This is a genomic window from Lysinibacillus sp. FSL K6-4013 (assembly GCF_038630435.1).
Classification (GTDB): Bacteria; Bacillota; Bacilli; order Bacillales_A; family Planococcaceae; genus Lysinibacillus; species Lysinibacillus boronitolerans.
Genome location: NZ_CP152031.1, coordinates 4,354,887 through 4,373,803 on the forward strand (window position 1 = coordinate 4,354,887; position 18,917 = coordinate 4,373,803).

Genomic DNA, 18,917 nt, shown 5'->3' on the forward strand with positions numbered 1-18,917 from the left:
AACACCTCTTGTGCAGTAAATAAGGAATCATCAGATGTGTAGATGATTCCTTTGTTAGAACTATTCCATTTGTTTTTCAGTTGGTACTTTCACCGATTTCTTCGTAGGGTCTTCCGAGGAGGTTACACCTAGAATATCAAGCATAAACATAAATAGTGGAATACCTATGATTAGTCCCCATACACCAAGGAAATGCTCCGAGAAGAGAATGACCATAAACGTATAGAAAATCGGTAAATCTGTTTTTGCGGACATAAGCTTTGGGTTTAAGAAGTATGCTTCAATGGCGTGTAAAACCATGACAATGACCAAAATGTAGACGATGTACATCAAGCCACCAATGCTATATGCGATAATGCTTAGTGGTATTAACGAAATAATAACTCCTGCGACTGGAACTAAGCCTAAAATAAAGAGCATAATTCCAAGTGCAATCAAATGTGGGAAGCCCATAATGGAAAGGGCAATTACGGATAATACACAGTTAACAGCAGCAATAATAAATTGGGCCTCAATTACTTTGCCAAAAGAGCGGATGAAGATTCTTGAGAAGTAATGAAGCTCATCATAAAGCGGCCCAATTTTACTATCCTTGAACTTGGCTGTAAACTCAATAATACGATTCTTCTCTAACAAGATGAATAAACTCAATATTAGCGAAATCAAAATTTGCATAATGATTTTACCAATATTCGTAATATTTTTAAGAGTTAAATCCACACCTTGCTCTAAATATTTCCCGAGCTCTATCTTCTCAAAAGTTGGTGCTAAGTATCTCGCAATCTCATTGTCATCTGGATCGAGATTAAAACTTGCAATGAGGTCGAAAAGCTGCGTAATTTGCTGGGTTACAATTGGTAAATACTTGTAAATGACTGCGACAATACCTGCAACAAGTAAAAGGTATAACGTTACCGTCACAGCTTTTTCATTCATTGGCGTGTATTTTCTTATGCTTTTCGTTGTCTTTGTCGTAAGCTGGTTCATCAAATAAGTAATAATAAACGTAAGTAAAATTAGATTGATCATACTACGCATTAAATATAATGCAAGAGCAATGCCAACTAGAATAATAAAACGCTTAAATCCATTACTCCGAAAGAAATTATTCATTTATTCACTCCTTCTACAAAACGGCCTCGCTGCCTCTGCTACCTAGGGCTACACTATAAAATTGATTTATAACAATACGCATCATTCTTATGTAAAAATTTCCCTCTCATTTAATGAGTATAGCCATCTACCTTCAAAATAAGACGAAATGTATGTTTCTTTTAGAAGTGTCTCTATAAAACCTAAGGCGGGGGTGAAGTGAATTGTATGTCTTGTCAAATTAAAAAGTCGATACTTTTATCCTTTGTGAAAGCTTTATCAGCGTATTAGCCAAAATTCTATAAATCTATTATAACCCTTTAATCCAGCATATCCAATTTGTATGTTCATTTATAATGGTATTTGTATAGAACTTTTATCAACTATTACTTTATGCTATTTTGATTAGAGATATAAATAAAATAGAGACAGGACTGATTCTATGAAAATCGCGAGAAATCCTCAGAACATTCATCCACCCGTTGCTCCTTATGTTCATCAAATTGAGGTGACAGGACCTCAGAGATCGTTAACGTTATCTGGACAGATTGGCATGATGACCGATGGATCTATACCTGAAGATGCAATAGGACAATTGAAGATAGCACTTGAAAATATTAAAAAAAATCTAGCTAGTGCCGATATGGAAATTCAGGATATTACAAAGCTCGTATTTTATTTAGTGGGGGATATGGATGCTAATCGACGAAAGGAAATTATCAATGACTTCTTGGGGGAACATCTTCCATGCACAACATTAATGTATGTCGTTGCTCTTGCTACACCTGCATTAAAGGTTGAGATTGACGCATGGGCTTGTAAGGAATTATAAACTCATAATATGTAGAATGTTATAGAAATATGTGGTTTCTTTATAGAAAATACCCCTCTAGATGGCTCTAAAGGGGATCACATATTATTATTACTTTTTATCAGTAAAGCTTATTTTAGCATGTTTATAGCCATACAATAAGTAAACAACTAAGCCTATAAACAACCAAATGAAGAAGCGCAAAATTGTAAATAGTGGAAGACTAAAGATTAGCGCTAATGAACCCCCAACGCCAACAATTCCCACAAGCCAGATTGCTGGCACTTTAAATGCGCGTGGTTGTTCTGGCCTTGTGTAGCGAAGAACAATTACACTAACTGTCGTTAAAGCAAATGCTGTTAGACCTCCAATGTTAGCAAATTCCGCTAATTCACCGATAGATAAAAACCCTGATAACATAATACCTGTCAATACAACAATGACAATTGATAATACAGGTACACCAGTCTTTTTATTAGTTTGGGCAATTCTCTCAGGGAGAAGTCCATCACGGCTCATCGCAAATAGAACACGTGTAGCACTTGTAGTATTTGCAATCATTGTTGCAAGTAACCCAAATATAACTGCTACTGCAATGATTGCACCTCCCCATTGAATTCCTACAGACTGTAATGCAAACACAGTTGGGTTGGGAACATCTAAATCAGGGAATGGTACAATCCCTGTCAAAATTGCTGCAACAAGAGCATAAATCAGTGTTAATACACTTAGTCCACCAATTAATGCTTTTGGTATTGTTTTCTGTGGATTTTTTACTTCTTCTAGTACAGTTGTTACCCCATCAAAACCTGTAAAAGCAAAAAATACTAATGCTGCTCCTGCCATGACACCCGACCAACCAAATGGTGTAAATGGCGTCCAGTTTACAGGATTTACATGGAAAGTTCCTATAACAAGAAATAAGATAATTGCTCCAACCTTCGCAATGGTAAATAATGTATTTGAACGACCAACATTTTTAATACCACTTAACGCAATCCAAGCTACGATTAGCCACCCTATGACTGCAGGTAGATTTACGATTCCACCATGTGCAATATCTTTTGTTAGAGCTCCTGGTAAATGGATACCGATAGATTGTAAAAATGAATCTACGTAACCGCTCCAGCCAACAGCCACTGTACTAGCAATTACGGTAAATTCCAATAATAAATCCCAGCCGATCATCCATGCAATAATTTCCCCTAATGCAATATAAGAATAGGTATAAGCGCTTCCGGCGACTGGGGCCATTGCTGCAAATTCAACATAAGCTAGTCCAACAGCAATTGTGACCAGTCCACCAATGAGGAAAGAAACAATTACCCCTGGTCCCGCATGTAAAGCAGCAGTCGTTCCAGGCAATACGAATATCCCTGCCCCTATTGTAGCCCCCAAAACATATAGCATTAACTGCCATGATCCTAGTTCTCTTTTAAGTTTAAAGCGTTCTACTTCAGTTATTTTATTGGCCTGCTCGATTGACTTTGTTCGTAGAAAATTCGCCATAATAACCACTCCACTTTCACTAATTGATGTTTTCTATCATTTTTATACATTTTTAATAGTAATTAGTATATTATATAATTTTCAAAATATAGTCAATGATTAGATTATTATCATAATTCCTTTTTATTAGAATAATTTGTGTGTCATCATAAATCAATCTGTTTTATTAATCTTTTACTTCTCTAACTAGAAAAGCTCAAAAAAACCCTTTAAAATATTATTTTAAAGGGTTACATAGACTCTCAATTCTATACTTTCAATAGTTATTTAAGTAATGTCAGCGTCGTTGCAATGGCATTGTCAACAAATGAGCGTTGTGGCTGCGATTTCAGCATAACTGTTAAACCTATTAACGAAACAATTAATGCTTGCGCTAAAGACTTTGCATCCGTGTTCGCCTCTAATTCTCCTGATTGAATTCCCCGTTCAATTGTCTCCTGAAAAATTACTGACAGATAGAGTTGATGCTCTCTCGTCAAAATCTCGAACTTCTCATCATGTGGAGCTAATTCAACCATTGTATTGATACAAAAGCACCCATTGCTAAGATCTTTTGTATATTCAGCAGTAATTACTTCTTCAAAAAATATAGAAAATGCCTGTTTTACAGAGGCGTAACTTTGGAGTTTAGTCCGTATTTCGGATGCGCGAGATGTCGTATATCTACGAAGTGCCGCTTCAAATAGCTCCTTTTTATCCCCAAACGTTGAATAAATACTAGGACGCTGAATCCCCATTCTAGCAGTAAGATCACTTAAAGAAGTCGCTTCATATCCCTTCTCCCAAAATAACTGCATTGCTGCCTCTAACACTTTTGCCTCATCAAATTCACGAGTTCTAGCCATTAAAGATACACCACCATTATGAAGAAATATTAAATTAATCATTACTCTTTATAATACCAAACAGTATGTAATTATTCTATAATCAGATGTTTTTATTGTCCATTTTATTTAATCCTTCCAATTAATTGGATTATGCATTTCTAAATTTAGATTGACATATCCAACAACTTTAAGCTATATTTACCAATAATTATATTGTACCGAACGGTATGTTATAATTATTATTCGATAAAGAAAGGAGAATGCTATGTGAAGAATACAAATGCTGCACTTAATATACATCAGCAGTTTCCTATGTCTCGAGCTGTAACATTATTGTTCGCAACAGCCTGCGGAATGTCTGTTGCTAATATTTATTTTGCTCAGCCGCTGCTAGATGAATTATCGAATGATTTTGCTATTGATCAATCAATTATTGGTTTGATTATTACTATCACACAAATTTTCTATGGGCTAGGCTTACTTCTTCTAGTACCACTTGGAGATTTACTAAACCAACGACGCTTGATTATTGGACAAATGCTATTATCCACAGTGGCTTTGCTTATAGTCGGTACTGCCTCCTATGTTGTAGTGCTATTTGCAGGTATGGCCTTAGTTGGTCTACTTGCAGTCGTGACTCAAACCCTTGTTGCGTTCGCTGCAACTATGGCTTCCTCTACAGAACGTGGTCGTGTCGTAGGCATTGTTACAAGTGGCATTGTCATTGGCATACTACTTGCTCGTACCTTTGCTGGGTTAGTAACTGATCTTGCAGGGTGGCGTTCTGTCTATCTAGTCTCCGCCGCTTTCATGCTTCTAATGGTTGGTATGTTTTTAAAAGTGTTACCAAGGAGTGAGCGTGAAGTAAAATCACTAACCTATTCTCAGCTAATTCAATCCGTGTTCACGCTGTTTATTCGAGAGCGAACATTACGCATCCGCTCAATTTTAGCCATGCTAATTTTCGCTGATTTCAGTATTTTGTGGACACCACTTGTTCTGCCACTTAGTTCATCACCATTGGCTCTATCACACACTGTAATTGGCGCTTTTGGTCTTGTAGGTGTGGCAGGTGCATTAGCTGCTGCACAAGCGGGGAAAATTGCTGACCAAGGCTATGGACAAAGAACGACAGGTATTGCTTTAACGCTTTTACTTATCTCCTGGATATTTATTAATTATTTAGATAGTTCATTCTTGGCATTAATTGTTGGCATTGTGTTACTTGACTTGGCAGTGCAGGCAGTACATGTCACCAATCAGACGATGATTCTTCCATTACGTACAGAAGCACGAAGTCGACTGACCGCAGGCTATATGGTGTTCTACTCTATTGGTAGTGCTAGCGGTTCAATCGCTTCAACTCAGATGTATGCACATTTTGGTTGGGGAGGGGTTTGCTTACTCGGAGCCTCTATTAGTACAATTGCTCTTCTGTTTTGGGCAACAACTAAACGATTTACTAAATAAAAATTAGAATTGGAGAGATAACAAATGGAAATAGGAATTACTTCTTTCGTAGAAACAAAACCAGACGTTCACAGTGGTGAAGTAATTAGTCATGCACAGCGTTTACGTGAAGTAGTAGAAGAAATCATTCTTGCAGATCAAGTAGGATTGGATGTCTTTGGCATTGGCGAGCATCATCGAGAAGATTATGCCGCATCCTCTCCCGCAATGGTACTATCTGCTGCTGCTTCGCAAACGAAAAACATTCGACTCGCAAGTGCAGTAACTGTCCTTTCTTCAGCTGATCCTGTACGTGTCTTTCAGGATTTTGCCACATTGGATGGACTATCAAATGGACGTGCAGAGATCATGGCAGGTCGTGGTTCCTTTATCGAATCCTTCCCCCTATTTGGCTACGATTTACATGATTATGATGAATTATTTGAGGAACATTTAGATTTACTAATCAACATTCGTCAGTCTGAGAAAGTAGTTTGGGAAGGTAAACATCGACCAGCAATCAATCATTTAGGTGTGTATCCTCGACCGGTTCAACAGTCTCTCCCAATCTGGGTGGCTAGCGGAGGAAATCAACAATCTGCTATGCGTGCTGGCCTATTAGGGTTACCCCTGATGCTAGCAATTATTGGTGGCAACCCAATGCAATTTGCACCGATTGTACAGTTATATAAAAAGGCAGCGCTTCATGCGGGTCATGATTTATCAAAACTTCAGATAGGTTCTCATTCAATAGGTTTTGTTGGACCGAATACGGAATGGGCAGCAGACACATTTTTCCCATCAACAATGGCTGGTATGAATAAATTAGGCAAGGAAAGAGGCTGGCCTTATTATGATCGTTCTAGTTATGATGCTGCAAGAAGCTTTGAAGGAGCATTATATGTTGGTGATCCAGATACAGTTGCTGAAAAAATTATTCATCTTCGTAAACACGTAGGAATTACACGGTTTATGCTATATGTTCCTTTAAGTACCATGCCACATGATCAAGTCATGCAAGCTATAGAACTACTTGGAACAGAAGTTGCCCCCCGTGTACGTGAAGAAGTCGCCAATTGGGAAGCTGAAATGGCTCTAGAAGGAAAGCCATTGTTTTAAGATTTCAATATTCAACAGGAGGAATATATATGACCATTATTAACCGAATTTTACCAGAATTAAGGCAGGCTTACTCAGAATTTCCTGGCTTTCGATTGGAGGAGGATTTAACTTGGAGTCGAAGTCTCTTGTCCAATCCACCTTCAAAAAAATCAGAACATGTATTTACGACCAACTGTTTGATTCCTAGAGGGGACGGGAACGAAATGCTGGTTAAAATCTATGAACCAGCTAAACGGAAGCAGGATAAACTTCCAGCTATGCTTTGGATTCACGTAGGTGGCTTTGTCATGGGGCACCCTGATATGGATGATGTTTTATGTGAACGCTTTGTTGAGACAGCTAACTGCGTTGTCGTATCCATCGATTACCGACTAGCGCCTGAACATCCCTACCCAGCGGCTATTGAAGATTGTTATGCTGGATTAGTTTGGATGACTAATGAGAACCAATCACTTGGTATCGATGTCAAACGGGTGGCAATTGCTGGTGCAAGTGGTGGTGGAGGATTAACAGCAGCACTAGCATTAATGGCTCGTGATAAAGGAGGACCATCAATCATATTCCAGATGCCACTGTATCCGATGCTTGATAATCGAAATGTAACACCTTCCAGCTATGAGGTTATTGATGATCATGCAACATGGAGTAGAACAAATAATTTGACTGCTTGGCGTTTGTACTTAGGAGAGGAAAAGGACATCAATGCACTTTCTCCGTATGCGGTCCCTGCAAGAGCGGAAAACTTAACAGGATTACCGCCAGCCTATATATGTATTGGCCAACTTGATTTATTTCTCGATGAAACCATTGATTATGTAACACGTCTTGCACAGGCAGGAATTGATGTTGAATTCCATCTTTACCCTGGCAGTTACCATTGTTTTGATGTCTTTGTGCCGGAAGCAAAAGTAAGTCAGCAGGCTATTCAGAACTATTTAGATGCCATGGCACGTGCACTCCATTTTTGATTAGCACTTCACCTTCTAATAATAAAAAATGCGAAAATGTTGGCTATCAACATTTTCGCATTAATTGAAAATATATTGTGGACGTTCTATCTCAAAAATCTCGCCAACTTTAGCTTAGTTTGATCCTGCAAGCCTGCTTAATCAAGCTCACGTACTTTAATCGGAATTAATGTTCTCTCTAATTGTTCACGATGCTGCTCGTATTGAGGGGGCAACATTAATTGGCTACCCATTGTCTCTGGTGTCTCGTCATGAGCAAATCCAGGAGGATCTGTAGCGATTTCAAATAAGATTTCGCCAGGTTCACGGAAATAAATCGCATTAAAATAATTACGATCTTTTACTTCTGTTACATGTTGTCCATGATTCATCACATACTCTTGCCATTCTAAATGATCTGTATTATCTTGGGCTCTCCACGCAATATGATGCACAGTTCCTACACCCATTTGGCCACGTTGACCTGCAACTGTTTTTAAATCCACTGTATTGCCGATCTCTGCGCTAGAAGTAAAACGCGTATAGTCACCTTCCGTCGCTACCTTTTCAAGACCCATTACCTCTGTTAAAACTTTGGCAGTTTCTTCAGGGTGACTTGAGAATAGTGTAGCTCCACCAAATCCTTTGATAGCAACCTCAGGTGTTACTTCACCAAATGACCATTCGTTTACTTCACCTTCCGTACGTGCAACGAGTTCAATATGCAAACCATGCGGATCATCAAATTGAATGACTTGCTCACCAAAACGTTCAGCTTTTTGAAAAGGAATCGAGAATTTCGCTAAGCGATTAACCCAAAATGGCAGTGCCCCTTCTGGTACAACATAAGTTGTAACGCCAACCTGACCATCACCAATACGTCCTTGATAAGCATTAGCCCATGGGAAGAAGGTGATAATTGTTCCTGGTTTTCCACCTTTGTCACCGAAATATAAATGATATGTGCCCGGATCATCAAAGTTTACTGTTTGCTTTACTAAACGTAAGCCTAATACTCCTGCATAAAAATCAATATTCTCTTGCGGATGTCCTACGATCGCTGTGATATGGTGTATACCTGCTGTATGTTTTTTCATGTTAACAAGTCCTTTCATGACTTTTTTCTCACCTATACTGTGCCCAATTTATCCCTACCTCAATCTGTAAAAGCTTAGCGAATTGTATATAACGCTTTAGACCACGGGATCAATTGATCTAACATTTGGTTTACTGAATCTATTTGTACTTCTTTTGGTTTAATTTCTGTGCCATTTTCAAAATCTGTGAATAATGATAGTGCTGGGTGAACACGCACATCTGCGATTAAAAGCTCTCCCATAATTCCGCGTAAATGTTCTGCTGCACGAGCACCACCAACAGAACCATAAGATACGATTCCAGCTGCTTTGTTATTCCATTCAACACGTAAGTAGTCTAGTGCATTTTTTAATGCCCCTGTGATAGAGTGATTGTATTCTTGTACGATGAATACAAAGCCATCTTGTTTAGCAATAATTTCTGACCAACCTTGTGCTCCTGAAGCATCCTGTCCTGGCTCACCCAATAATGGTAATTTATAATCAGCAATATCAATCACTGTATAATTGGCATCTCCGCGTTGATCTGCAATTTCCTTTACCCACTGTGCTACTTGAGGGCTTACACGACCCTCACGAGTTGATCCAATAATAATACCGATATTTAATTCTGCCATTGTTTGTTCCTCCTCTTTTTTTGTACGAAAGAATTTATTAAAAAACCCCATAATTATACCTCCTGACGAAGCTAAAGGTTCGAATTCGTTTATCTTGAATTTATTTATCTTGAATTCGAGATAATAATAGCACGAAATTTTTATAAACGTCAACAACTTTGTTTTTAAATTTAAAAAGGCAGAGAAAATTAATTCTCTGCCTTTCCTAAATGCATATAAACTTGTGATTTTAAATAACAATATTGACCGTCATTAGTATCTTGAAAAGCCTCTTCTCTATTTGAATCAATGTCTTGGTAGTCGATTAGGCATGGAAATTGTTCCTCCGTGAAATCCTTTCGTTCTCCATTAATGACATTATAAAAGTGCCAGCCTTCCTCAAGAAATGTCTTTCTAATTTCTCCTCCAAGAATATCCTGCACAACTAATGAAGTGACGCCACATTGTCCTTTTGCAGGGTTGTCCACACTCCATTTAGAACTTGATTGAATGGACCATGATTTTCTTAAGGCATTTAATACATCTTTTTCCATGCTGTAACTCCTCTCAAATACTTTAAAATGGGACTTCATCTATTTTTATTGGTGTCGACTTCCCTACTACCCAATCATCTTTAATGGCACCATAGACAATACTATCTGTCACGGTACCATCCCCATTTTCCCAAGCATTTCTTAAATACCCTTCCTTCACAAAGCCAGCTTTACTAAAGCATTTTCGCATTCCTATATTATCAACTCTTGTGTAGCCTTCAATACGAATTTTCTTTCTTTCGGCAAACAGATATTCTTGTAGCCAATGAAGTGCTTTGACACCATATCCTTTGCCTCGATAATTTGCATCTAAACGGAGATCAAAAAGAGGGATCGTATCGTTTATATCATGAATAAAGATAATCCAACTTTATCTCCATCTTCAAGTATCCAATGTGTTTCACGATTGTTCTGATAGTCTCCTTCGGCATATGCAGCTCGTATAGCCTCTTCTTTTAAGTAGGAATTCGTGTGATACAACCATCTATTTTGCGTTAATAAATGAACTAAATCATCAATTTCTTCTTCAAATAATTTGATTTCCATACATATCTCCTTTCATCTAAACGTCCTCACATATATCTGAAAAAATAAAATTAGTTTTTGTATGTGCATATGGCTGTAATGCATCAATAAACTGCTCTACATCAGGAAAAGATTGAAAATGCCCCTTTAATAAAAAACATGACTCACCTGAAATGCGATAACAGAAGTCTATATTTGTATAAACCTTCAGATGTTCTTTAAAGTCTGCATAGCGGTTATTTTTGATTGTCGCCTCAACAATCGCTTCAATTGGATAACCCAATGCTTTTTTATTAATAGCCAACGTATATCTCTTAATGACCTTCTGTTCCTCTAATTGTCTTATTCTTTCACGAACTGCTGGTGCAGATAAGTGAACCCTTCTTCCTAGCTCGCTCATAGAAATTCGACTATCTGCCTTTAATTCTTTTAGTATCATTTCATTAATGAAATCCATCGTGTAGATATCCCTTCTTTTTGAAAGAAAAACATCGTATTTTCCTTCGAATTTATATGTTAACCTCGTTATTAACATTTTACACTATTAATAGAAGGAGGAATGACTGATGACACTTATTCAATTACATAACAAGGGCTTAACACCCTTTCAACAATTATTAGGCTACAACGAGGGAATTCAGCTTCACTGGCAGCAGTTAGGGGACGTACTAGAAAAAGAGGGGCATCTATCTGCTCCATTAAAAGAAGAAGTTCGAAAAACATTAGCTCAAAAAAACGGATGTCAGTATTGTCAGGCTAAAGGCAAGCCCAATCCTCAGGACTATGATGAGAAAACAGCAGTATGTACAGGTTTTGCAGAAGCGTTCCTGGCTACCAAAGGGCACACTGCCCCAAATATCACAGCTGTATTAAAAGACTATTTAACAGAAGCAGAGATTAGTGAGCTACTAGCATTTATTTGCTTCACGACAGCACAGCAATATTTTGGCGCACTCATGCAATTAACATAATAAGAAGCTAGGGGAGAACCCCTAGCTTCTTATTCAGCATGCTTCCTTTTAATTAAATTTTATTAGCTATATCTACAATAAATTTCTTACTAAGCTCTTCTTTCATATTATTTTCAGCATCCACCATCACTTGTTCAATGAGACAGCCTTGATGATGGAAGGAATCATCATGTTCAGAGGAACAACTAAATAATGAGGTTTGTCCCTCAATCGCACATATCACATCTAAAAACGATATTTCTTGGGAGCGCTTAGAAATACGATAACCACCGTTGACACCTGGATTCGACTCAATTAAACCTGCCTTCACAAGCTTAGTTAATATTTTGGAAAGATAGGTTGGTGATAATTTTTGCATTTCTGCTAAAGCCTCTACACTCATTGATTTCCCTTTAGGATTGAGTGTTAAAAATACCATTGTATGTAAAGCATAATTTGTTGCTTTTGAATACTTCATCATTCATCACCCTTCATTCAGGACCTTTATTATCTGCAATTAAAACACATTCTATCATAGTTAAAGAAAAAAGCATGTTTTGTATGAAAACACGCTTTTAAGATCTCTTAGTCATGCTGTCCATAACCCGCTTCTTCAGCCATAGCATCAGCCTTTGTTACATGAACAGTCCCAAATGGATGATTTGGTGGCGCATAAATTGTGTAAAGCTTCAGTGGTTTATCCCCTGTATTCGTAACATTATGCCATGTTCCTGCTGGTACCATAATAGCCGTATCTTCTGCGACATGTCTCTGATAGTTTAAATAATCTCTAGTTGGCCCCATTTGCGTTAATCCATGCCCCTCTTCAATACAAATGAATTGGTCCACATGTGGGTGTACTTCTAAACCAATATCTTCTCCGACATTAAGACTCATCACCGTTACTTGTAAGTTTGACCCTGTCCACAGTGCTGTACGATAATTTTTATTGCGCTTTGTAGCCTCTTCAATGTCGATAACAAATGGTCTTGGTCCAAAATCATTCTGGGTATTACTTCTTGGTGCTTGTTCTACCTGATTTGGATAAGCCCAATAAACAGGTTGATAGCCGTAATGATACGATTGATAATTACCGTAATAAGGGTGGTACATTTATCTCAATCCTCTCATGCATGATAACGCTATAGTATGCAGTGGAATGAAAGAAGGTACTCACATGTAGTTTGACTTAATTGAGTAATATTTATATAGACTGGAAATAGGTATCTGTATGCTACATTAGCAGAAAAGCTTGCAGGCACTACTGCGATTAAATGGTTTTCTGGACACGGTCATGGTATTCTCTCTATCCATCGTCTTAACTACTTAATGAATGACATGATCTATGAATAGGCCTCTTCTTTCTCAGAATTTCTTAAAAAACGGATTGAGGAGCGTAGTCAATAGTATGAGTTGTCTTATCTAAGGACGCAACTCACAACTCGGAAAATTCCTCTTTCAAACGCTTACGAAATGTATCATCTGTAAGAAATTTTAATTGAAAACTATTCATACTATTTGAGAGCTTAATCTGCTCCATTGTATTTAAGTTGTTAGCGAAAAAGGCTATCTCTGTTTGATTTCCATCTTGATCTTCCGCATAGGCTGCGAGTGTTAACACAAATGCAGTCGATCCTCCCTTTTGACCAGCATGTTTTAACCATGCTTGATTTCTAGGATTCTGCATCAATTGCTCCAACACAGGATCTAAATATTTATGTACCTCTGGACTAAAGAAATTTTTATCATTCAATTTTTTTAATATAGAGATGTAATCATTTGTTGTGGCCCTTATTAAACGATCAGACCATATCTTTTGAAAATCCATATTAAGCATTTTTTGAGCTTTTATTTTCTCCTCAATTGTCAAAGGATGTTCTATCCAATTCGAATGAATAGCCAATGCACGCTCACGATATTCAACCATATCCATTTTTCGCAAAGCCGTTAATGTTGCTTTTTTCGTTAAATTTTTTTCCTCCATCAAGTGAATGGGAATATAAAGCGCACTTACAATTGGATACAAAGGTTCATGATCCTCTACATTTAGCTGTATAAGTACATCATTAATCATTTGAAAGTCTAATACATGCATTAAATATTCTGTATTTGCATTGGAGCTATAGGCAATCATGCCATTTGCTACTTCACTTAAAGGTACACTTTCTGTCCCCTGAAGGTTTAACTGCGCTAACCATGCTTTATGTGCGCCGCCATCTGTTTTAGGAATATAAAAAGCCTCTAACTCCTTGAGATTGACTTGCTCTTGAGGATTAATACGGCCATCCGCTGCTTGTTGAGCATAGGCGATGGCTACGATTATTTTAACCGTACTTGCTAATGGTAGCTGCTCCTTGGTGTTTAGCTCCACCCAATGTTGTTGATTATAGTGAATGGCTACGGAAATATTTTCATCCTCTTTATGTTCCTTGATAAATTGCACGATATATTCAGGATCATTCTTCTTGATTTCTTTTTGAAACTTCCAAAAAATAATGCTACCTACAAAACCTATACAAACCAAAACACCGCCAATCATCCAATACAACTTTTTCATATTCATCCCTCCATCATTCAGCTGCTTCTAACAACCATTGCTGTAATACTGTAGACGACTGGTTATTTAATCCTTCTGGCGGCATCACTTCTAATACAGAATCCCTTGCTTGATTCACCTCGAATAGTCCTTCTTCATCTTAATGGTAGAGATGGAAGGGCGCTTATTAAAACACTGCCGAACATTCGAAAAATGATCTTCTCCATAGCAATAATAAGGGGAATCTGCATAAGACCATTAGATAAGGGATGCCCTCTCAGATATGTCACAGTTAGTCTGTTTAGCAGCCTGTTCGTTCTGGCGCTTCCCATGACCAAGCTGAAACGCACGGAGCACGCCCTTCTCCAGTGGTGCACAACGATGCAGTAATAATATCGTTCACCATTTTTAAAAAGATCCAGAAACGTTTTTCTCGCTGCACAAACTATTTCAGCTGCCAATTGCTTGATGATAACGATCGTTGATATACCTTCTTAATGAATTAGAGAAGCTCTTAAATTGCTAGCCCCATTTTCTAAATATCCTTTAAGGCATGTTAATGTATAGACCCAACCCTCTTTTTGGCCCATCATTTTTGCCACAATTTCTGGATCATGTGCATTTAACCCTGATTCTACAACAGTAATAATTGTTTCACTTTGTGATTCTTCAAGTGTGATGGTTACCATCGTCACTTCACCATGCTCTTCTCCCCAAACAAACACAATTTTTTTATCCATCTCCATTTCAAGGACGGTGATCACACCCTCTGCACCATACTCCTCATATTTAAGCGTGATTCTTTTACCTTCCCCCCATCTTTCAGAACTGCTAGAAAACCAATAATGCCCGATTTCAGTAGGGGAAATAATGGCTTCAAATACTTTATGGGCTGGTTGATTGATTTTTAGTTTCGTTGTCACATCCGTATTTATCATCATTCATCATCCTTTTTTCATATTGTCTATCTACACCTTCGCCGAAATTTTCCATTAACCTTCCTTTCTAATAAAAATTCACTAAAAAAGGTGCGATTCTCCTAATGGAATCGCACCTTTTCACTTAAAATATTTTTTTATTATGAATATTTTTAAATCAGTGCCAGCAAACTGCATGGAATGAAGTACGCTTCCTTTTCCATATTGCTACCTCCCGAAATGATCCTCCGTGTCAAGTTTCGAAAGTTCTCTCTAAAGACACACTAATTACTGTCGATATATCACAAATGAACATTCCAAAAAGTATATCATTTGGTGAAAACCTGATATAGTATGGAATTTAAGAAAAATAAAATTTGATTTGGTGGTGTTATGTGAATGAAGAAATACGTTATCGATATTTTAATGATTATGCTTGGATCACTGCTTTTTGCCCTAGCAGTTAACTTATTTGTTATTCCAAATGATTTAGGTGAAGGTGGCGTAACAGGCTTAACGATTATTGCTTATTATCTGTTCGGATGGTCGCCAAGTATTGTTAGTTTTGTTATGAATGCAGCTTTACTTATCGTGGGTTATAAATTTTTAAATAGACAAACAACAATTTATACAATCATTGCGGTCTCATTCCACTCTTTATTTTTACATTTAACAGAAACGTGGTCTATTTCTTCAGATGAGATTATCGTCAATACAATTTTTGGTGGCGTATTTGCAGGAGTCGGTATTGGCTTGATTATCAGAGTTGGTGGTACAACAGCAGGTTCTACCATTTTAGCGAGAATCACTAACAAATATCTTGGATGGAGTATTAGCTATGGACTTTTATTCTTCGATTTAATTGTTGCTTTTTCATCCTATTATATCATTGGTGCAGAGGCATTAATGCTAACAATTGTTATGCTATATGTTGGTACTAAGGTAATGGAGTTTGTTATTGAAGGAGTTAACCCTAAAAAGGCAGTTACCATTATCTCTAAGAAGCCAGAAGACATTGCTGGACAGGTAACTGCTTATATGAATCGTGGGGTAACTGTGCTATCAGGTCATGGTTATTACACAAAGGAACAAAAGGAAATTCTGTATATTGTTATCAGTAAGCAAGAAGTTGTTAAGCTCAAAAAAATTGTCAAAGAAGTCGACAAGGACGCCTTTATTGCCATACATGATGTAAGGGATGTTTTCGGAGAAGGCTTTATTGAATTAGCAAAATCATAAACAGTCAATAACACCTTTTGTAAGTAACAACAAAAGGTGTTTTATGTTGTTGAAAAAAGATTCATGTTACTAGCAACAAAAGATCTTTTGGCAAAGCGAAGGGGGATTTCCTTTTCACCAGCGTCCTTTCCATGGGGCGTCCGATGAGCCGCCTCACTCACTTACGTTCACTCCAGGGTCTCATCTGTGACGCTGGCTCCTCTCCAATCAACCATGTGCAAAAGTGTCTTTTCCTTATCTTTCATACTAACAGTAGAAGTAGCTTGCAACGGATATCCATTTTCACCTTTCACAAAAATTCTATTGGTGGTTTTGTTTTTCGATTTACTTATTCCTATCAATCTGTAAAGAGCTTTCAATAATACTGTCTAATAGTGCTGAATAGCTGATCCCCGCTGCAAGGGCACTTTTTGGTAGGAGGCTATTTTGCGTCATGCCAGGCAATGTATTAACCTCCAACACATAAGGAACACCATCCTTAATTAACATATCTACTCTTGCATAAACACTGCACTTTAAAGACTTGTAACTAATCATCGCTGCTTTTGCCACTCGGTCATGAATCGCAAGGGGCAGTTCCACAGGCTCCTCTACTGTAGAAGCATCGTCATATTTTGCCTGGTAGTCAAAAAATACTGCTGTATGTTTGATTGACAGGACTGGCAATAGTTGTTCATTGAGTATTGGGCATGTAATTTCGTCGCCAATCAAATATTGCTCAATAATGATTTCGCTATCCCAATTTAATACTTCTGTAACAGCAGCCAATAAGGCACTCCGATCATGAACAATTTGAACACCCACACTAGAGCCACCAGTATTCGGCTTAACTACAAGTGGATAACCCATAAGCTCTATATCCTGTAAGGGCAGCTCATCCCCCTTTATGAGATGCACCCAATCTGGTGTTGCGACACCTTCATATCGAAGAATTTTTTTAGCCATATTTTTATCCATGCACAAACTACTTGCTAGAAGACCGCTTCCTGTATAAGGAATACCCAATGTTTCCAGCACTCCCTGAATCGTACCATCCTCCCCGAACTTACCGTGAAGTGCTAATAAAGCCACATCAATGTTACGCACCTTGTCAATTACCTCTTTGTTGTCATCTAATGTAATGGCTACAACTTCGTATTTTCGCTTATCTAATTGAGTGACCATTTCCTTACCTGTCATGATGGACACCTGCTTTTCAGAGGAAGTACCACCCATAATTACGCCAACCTTCATTTTTTCAACTCCTCATAACGTTTTTCAATGTATCACCAATGATTTGAATACCTCGAACAATATCGTCATCTGCTAAACGAGAAAAACCTAAACGAAATGTATTACTACCTCTCCCATTTGTATAAAATACATCGCCTGGATAAAATACTACGCCCTTGTCATAGCACTTCTCCAGCAACAAACGTGCATCTACTGCCTCTTCTAGCTCTATAAAGAGATGAAGCCCCCCATCCCCTGTTATCCTGCTAAAGGGAATGTATTGCATACAGGCTTGACGGGCAAGCTCATATTTTTTCTTGTAAACAAATCTTGCTTTCTTTAAATATTTTTCAAAGTAACCATCCTGTAAATATTGATATAACACTGCCTGATCCAGTGTTGATGTATGAATTGTTCGCGCTCTTTTCATACTTTCCAAGCTATCAATTAACTCCTTATCTGCTAAAATCCAGCCAACACGTAAGCCAGGGAAAAGAATTTTAGAAAAGCTACCAATATAGACAATGTTATTACCTGTACCACTAAAAGCGATTAGTGGTGCCAAATGAGAGCTTGAATACCTTAATTCCTCATTAAAACCATCTTCTACAATGGGTATTTGATATTTTGAAAAAAGCTGAAAAATAGCACTCCTTTTCTCGGAGGAAGTGACAATTCCTGTTGGATTATGATAGGACGGGATAAGATAGGCAAAATCGAAATCCTTATCTGCTAACGTTTTTTCCACCTGTTCCATGTCAATCCCGTCATCTTGCATATCGATGCCATGTATGTCTAGCCCATGCAAACGGAAAAGCTTCAATGCTGCGTGATGTGTAGGATTTTCACATAGTACACACCCTGATTTTTTAGCTAAAGAGGTCAATAAAATATCGAGACCTTCTGTAAAACCATTTGTAATTAAAATATCTTTATTAGAAATGTCTACACCTTTCATCTCCATATAGCTAAGAAGATGGTCAATTAAAGGCTTATATCCCTTGGCATAGCCATAGTTCAAGACAATATCTCCTTCAATCGACATTCTTGTGAGAAACGCCCTTTTGAAATTTTCAACATCAAAAAGCTTTTCTTCTGGGGCAATACTCGTAAACGAAATCATGCCTTTTTTCCAGTGTATATCTTGCCGTATTAAATCGATTTCATCTGCTAATAAAGAGGTTTCATTCAGCCTTTGCTTCCAATCTATTTCAATAGAAGAAGTTTTCAATGTAGTAACCTTTCCGATAAAATGCCCTTTTCCTTTCACTGCATAAATGATGCCATCTAGCTCTAATTCGGCATATGCATTCAGCACCGTATTCCTACTGACCGCTAATAGCTTACTAAGTTCACGGGTAGATGGAAGCTTTTGATGTTCCAACAGATGCCCCTTGACAATCATGTCTTGAACATAATCCTTCAATTGTACATAAATTGGTCGTTCATCCATAAGCTTAAAATCACTAAACACTTCCTAACCCCCTTGCTTCATTTTTGCATAAACCATGATAACCAAAAAGGTCCACGCATT

General features: G+C 37.7%; 21 protein-coding genes and 1 pseudogene. 6 read left to right on the plus strand and 16 right to left on the minus strand.

What is annotated here, in order from left to right; translation table 11 throughout:
* Positions 1-60: 60 nt before the first annotated feature.
* Positions 61-1,113, minus strand: coding sequence for an AI-2E family transporter (locus MHB39_RS21610; RefSeq protein ID WP_016993427.1), 1,053 nt, complete (start codon positions 1,111-1,113; stop codon positions 61-63).
* Positions 1,114-1,534: 421 nt separating this feature from the next.
* Here MHB39_RS21610 and MHB39_RS21615 point away from each other — a divergent pair, with 421 nt between their 5' ends.
* Positions 1,535-1,924: a RidA family protein gene (locus MHB39_RS21615; RefSeq protein WP_036079641.1), complete on the plus strand. Its 390-nt coding sequence runs from the start codon at positions 1,535-1,537 to the stop codon at positions 1,922-1,924.
* Positions 1,925-2,014: 90 nt separating this feature from the next.
* On the opposite strand, the gene MHB39_RS21620 is transcribed toward MHB39_RS21615, so the two are convergent.
* Positions 2,015-3,412 (minus strand): amino acid permease, encoded by a 1,398-nt coding sequence (locus MHB39_RS21620; protein ID WP_016993429.1) that lies wholly within the window; start codon positions 3,410-3,412, stop codon positions 2,015-2,017.
* A 263-nt stretch (positions 3,413-3,675) separates the two neighbouring features.
* Entirely contained in the window at positions 3,676-4,257 is a 582-nt protein-coding gene (locus MHB39_RS21625; RefSeq protein WP_342545336.1) for a TetR/AcrR family transcriptional regulator, read from the minus strand.
* 294 nt (positions 4,258-4,551) lie between these two features.
* Between MHB39_RS21625 and MHB39_RS21630 the strand changes: the two genes are divergently transcribed.
* From MHB39_RS21630 to MHB39_RS21640, 3 genes are read left to right on the plus strand one after another with little or no spacing between them, the layout of a single operon-like run.
* Positions 4,552-5,709, plus strand: coding sequence for an MFS transporter (locus MHB39_RS21630; RefSeq protein ID WP_342546948.1), 1,158 nt, complete (start codon positions 4,552-4,554; stop codon positions 5,707-5,709).
* A 24-nt stretch (positions 5,710-5,733) separates the two neighbouring features.
* Complete coding sequence (locus tag MHB39_RS21635) at positions 5,734-6,807, plus strand: LLM class flavin-dependent oxidoreductase (RefSeq protein WP_342545337.1); 1,074 nt, start codon at positions 5,734-5,736, stop codon at positions 6,805-6,807.
* Between the two features lie 29 nt (positions 6,808-6,836).
* A complete protein-coding gene (locus MHB39_RS21640; RefSeq protein ID WP_342545338.1) occupies positions 6,837-7,778 on the plus strand; it encodes an alpha/beta hydrolase in 942 nt (313 codons plus the stop codon).
* A 137-nt stretch (positions 7,779-7,915) separates the two neighbouring features.
* Here the strand turns inward: MHB39_RS21640 and MHB39_RS21645 are convergent, their stop codons facing one another.
* The 7 genes and pseudogenes from MHB39_RS21645 to MHB39_RS21675 all read right to left on the minus strand — a co-directional run bounded on the left by MHB39_RS21645 (position 7,916) and on the right by MHB39_RS21675 (position 10,986).
* On the minus strand, positions 7,916-8,854 hold the full coding sequence (locus MHB39_RS21645) for a ring-cleaving dioxygenase (protein WP_342545340.1): 939 nt from the start codon (positions 8,852-8,854) through the stop codon (positions 7,916-7,918).
* Positions 8,855-8,928: 74 nt separating this feature from the next.
* On the minus strand, positions 8,929-9,522 hold the full coding sequence (locus MHB39_RS21650; protein WP_342545341.1) for an NADPH-dependent FMN reductase: 594 nt from the start codon (positions 9,520-9,522) through the stop codon (positions 8,929-8,931).
* 137 nt (positions 9,523-9,659) lie between these two features.
* On the minus strand, positions 9,660-10,004 hold the full coding sequence (locus tag MHB39_RS21655) for a hypothetical protein (RefSeq protein WP_258858902.1): 345 nt from the start codon (positions 10,002-10,004) through the stop codon (positions 9,660-9,662).
* 22 nt (positions 10,005-10,026) lie between these two features.
* Positions 10,027-10,194 carry a GNAT family protein gene (locus MHB39_RS21660; protein WP_309484731.1) on the minus strand — a complete coding sequence of 56 codons (168 nt, stop codon included), beginning with the start codon at positions 10,192-10,194 and terminating at the stop codon, positions 10,027-10,029.
* Between the two features lie 27 nt (positions 10,195-10,221).
* Positions 10,222-10,368: pseudogene (locus MHB39_RS21665) on the minus strand (GNAT family N-acetyltransferase); the annotation flags it as partial.
* Positions 10,347-10,550, minus strand: a complete 204-nt coding sequence (locus MHB39_RS21670) for a hypothetical protein (RefSeq protein WP_309484732.1) — start codon at positions 10,548-10,550, stop codon at positions 10,347-10,349. The pseudogene MHB39_RS21665 and the gene MHB39_RS21670, both read right to left, overlap by 22 nt.
* Positions 10,551-10,566: 16 nt before the next feature.
* Positions 10,567-10,986: an Lrp/AsnC family transcriptional regulator gene (locus tag MHB39_RS21675; protein ID WP_016993434.1), complete on the minus strand. Its 420-nt coding sequence runs from the start codon at positions 10,984-10,986 to the stop codon at positions 10,567-10,569.
* Between the two features lie 109 nt (positions 10,987-11,095).
* Between MHB39_RS21675 and MHB39_RS21680 the strand changes: the two genes are divergently transcribed.
* The gene (locus tag MHB39_RS21680; RefSeq protein WP_036079658.1) at positions 11,096-11,500 is read left to right on the plus strand and encodes a carboxymuconolactone decarboxylase family protein; all 405 of its coding nucleotides are present in this window, start codon (positions 11,096-11,098) and stop codon (positions 11,498-11,500) included.
* Positions 11,501-11,552: 52 nt separating this feature from the next.
* Here the strand turns inward: MHB39_RS21680 and MHB39_RS21685 are convergent, their stop codons facing one another.
* The 4 genes from MHB39_RS21685 to MHB39_RS21700 all read right to left on the minus strand — a co-directional run bounded on the left by MHB39_RS21685 (position 11,553) and on the right by MHB39_RS21700 (position 14,953).
* Complete coding sequence (locus tag MHB39_RS21685) at positions 11,553-11,960, minus strand: Rrf2 family transcriptional regulator (RefSeq protein WP_036079661.1); 408 nt, start codon at positions 11,958-11,960, stop codon at positions 11,553-11,555.
* Between the two features lie 104 nt (positions 11,961-12,064).
* A complete protein-coding gene (locus tag MHB39_RS21690) occupies positions 12,065-12,592 on the minus strand; it encodes a cupin domain-containing protein (RefSeq protein ID WP_016993436.1) in 528 nt (175 codons plus the stop codon).
* A gap of 322 nt (positions 12,593-12,914) precedes the next feature.
* Positions 12,915-14,036: a serine hydrolase gene (locus MHB39_RS21695; protein WP_342545344.1), complete on the minus strand. Its 1,122-nt coding sequence runs from the start codon at positions 14,034-14,036 to the stop codon at positions 12,915-12,917.
* Between the two features lie 473 nt (positions 14,037-14,509).
* Positions 14,510-14,953: an SRPBCC family protein gene (locus MHB39_RS21700; RefSeq protein ID WP_016992784.1), complete on the minus strand. Its 444-nt coding sequence runs from the start codon at positions 14,951-14,953 to the stop codon at positions 14,510-14,512.
* Positions 14,954-15,331: 378 nt separating this feature from the next.
* Here MHB39_RS21700 and MHB39_RS21705 point away from each other — a divergent pair, with 378 nt between their 5' ends.
* Positions 15,332-16,171 (plus strand): YitT family protein, encoded by an 840-nt coding sequence (locus MHB39_RS21705; RefSeq protein WP_342545345.1) that lies wholly within the window; start codon positions 15,332-15,334, stop codon positions 16,169-16,171.
* A gap of 324 nt (positions 16,172-16,495) precedes the next feature.
* On the opposite strand, the gene MHB39_RS21710 is transcribed toward MHB39_RS21705, so the two are convergent.
* Together MHB39_RS21710 and MHB39_RS21715 are read right to left on the minus strand one after the other, a co-directional pair.
* The gene (locus MHB39_RS21710) at positions 16,496-17,404 is read right to left on the minus strand and encodes a D-alanine--D-alanine ligase (RefSeq protein WP_036079672.1); all 909 of its coding nucleotides are present in this window, start codon (positions 17,402-17,404) and stop codon (positions 16,496-16,498) included.
* 4 nt (positions 17,405-17,408) lie between these two features.
* Entirely contained in the window at positions 17,409-18,857 is a 1,449-nt protein-coding gene (locus MHB39_RS21715; protein ID WP_342545347.1) for a PLP-dependent aminotransferase family protein, read from the minus strand.
* Positions 18,858-18,917: the final 60 nt, after the last annotated feature.

Bases quoted from the DNA above. Each gene is read 5' to 3' on its own strand.
- MHB39_RS21610 (WP_016993427.1), bottom strand. From the start codon at position 1,113: ATGAATAATTTCTTTCGGAGTAATGGATTTAAGCGTTTTATTATTCTA.
- MHB39_RS21615 (WP_036079641.1), top strand. From the start codon at position 1,535: ATGAAAATCGCGAGAAATCCTCAGAACATTCATCCACCCGTTGCTCCT.
- MHB39_RS21620 (WP_016993429.1), bottom strand. From the start codon at position 3,412: ATGGCGAATTTTCTACGAACAAAGTCAATCGAGCAGGCCAATAAAATA.
- MHB39_RS21625 (WP_342545336.1), bottom strand. From the start codon at position 4,257: ATGGCTAGAACTCGTGAATTTGATGAGGCAAAAGTGTTAGAGGCAGCA.
- MHB39_RS21630 (WP_342546948.1), top strand. From the start codon at position 4,552: ATGTCTCGAGCTGTAACATTATTGTTCGCAACAGCCTGCGGAATGTCT.
- MHB39_RS21635 (WP_342545337.1), top strand. From the start codon at position 5,734: ATGGAAATAGGAATTACTTCTTTCGTAGAAACAAAACCAGACGTTCAC.
- MHB39_RS21640 (WP_342545338.1), top strand. From the start codon at position 6,837: ATGACCATTATTAACCGAATTTTACCAGAATTAAGGCAGGCTTACTCA.
- MHB39_RS21645 (WP_342545340.1), bottom strand. From the start codon at position 8,854: ATGAAAAAACATACAGCAGGTATACACCATATCACAGCGATCGTAGGA.
- MHB39_RS21650 (WP_342545341.1), bottom strand. From the start codon at position 9,522: ATGGGGTTTTTTAATAAATTCTTTCGTACAAAAAAAGAGGAGGAACAA.
- MHB39_RS21655 (WP_258858902.1), bottom strand. From the start codon at position 10,004: ATGGAAAAAGATGTATTAAATGCCTTAAGAAAATCATGGTCCATTCAA.
- MHB39_RS21660 (WP_309484731.1), bottom strand. From the start codon at position 10,194: ATGCGAAAATGCTTTAGTAAAGCTGGCTTTGTGAAGGAAGGGTATTTA.
- MHB39_RS21670 (WP_309484732.1), bottom strand. From the start codon at position 10,550: ATGGAAATCAAATTATTTGAAGAAGAAATTGATGATTTAGTTCATTTA.
- MHB39_RS21675 (WP_016993434.1), bottom strand. From the start codon at position 10,986: ATGGATTTCATTAATGAAATGATACTAAAAGAATTAAAGGCAGATAGT.
- MHB39_RS21680 (WP_036079658.1), top strand. From the start codon at position 11,096: ATGACACTTATTCAATTACATAACAAGGGCTTAACACCCTTTCAACAA.
- MHB39_RS21685 (WP_036079661.1), bottom strand. From the start codon at position 11,960: ATGATGAAGTATTCAAAAGCAACAAATTATGCTTTACATACAATGGTA.
- MHB39_RS21690 (WP_016993436.1), bottom strand. From the start codon at position 12,592: ATGTACCACCCTTATTACGGTAATTATCAATCGTATCATTACGGCTAT.
- MHB39_RS21695 (WP_342545344.1), bottom strand. From the start codon at position 14,036: ATGAAAAAGTTGTATTGGATGATTGGCGGTGTTTTGGTTTGTATAGGT.
- MHB39_RS21700 (WP_016992784.1), bottom strand. From the start codon at position 14,953: ATGATAAATACGGATGTGACAACGAAACTAAAAATCAATCAACCAGCC.
- MHB39_RS21705 (WP_342545345.1), top strand. From the start codon at position 15,332: ATGAAGAAATACGTTATCGATATTTTAATGATTATGCTTGGATCACTG.
- MHB39_RS21710 (WP_036079672.1), bottom strand. From the start codon at position 17,404: ATGAAGGTTGGCGTAATTATGGGTGGTACTTCCTCTGAAAAGCAGGTG.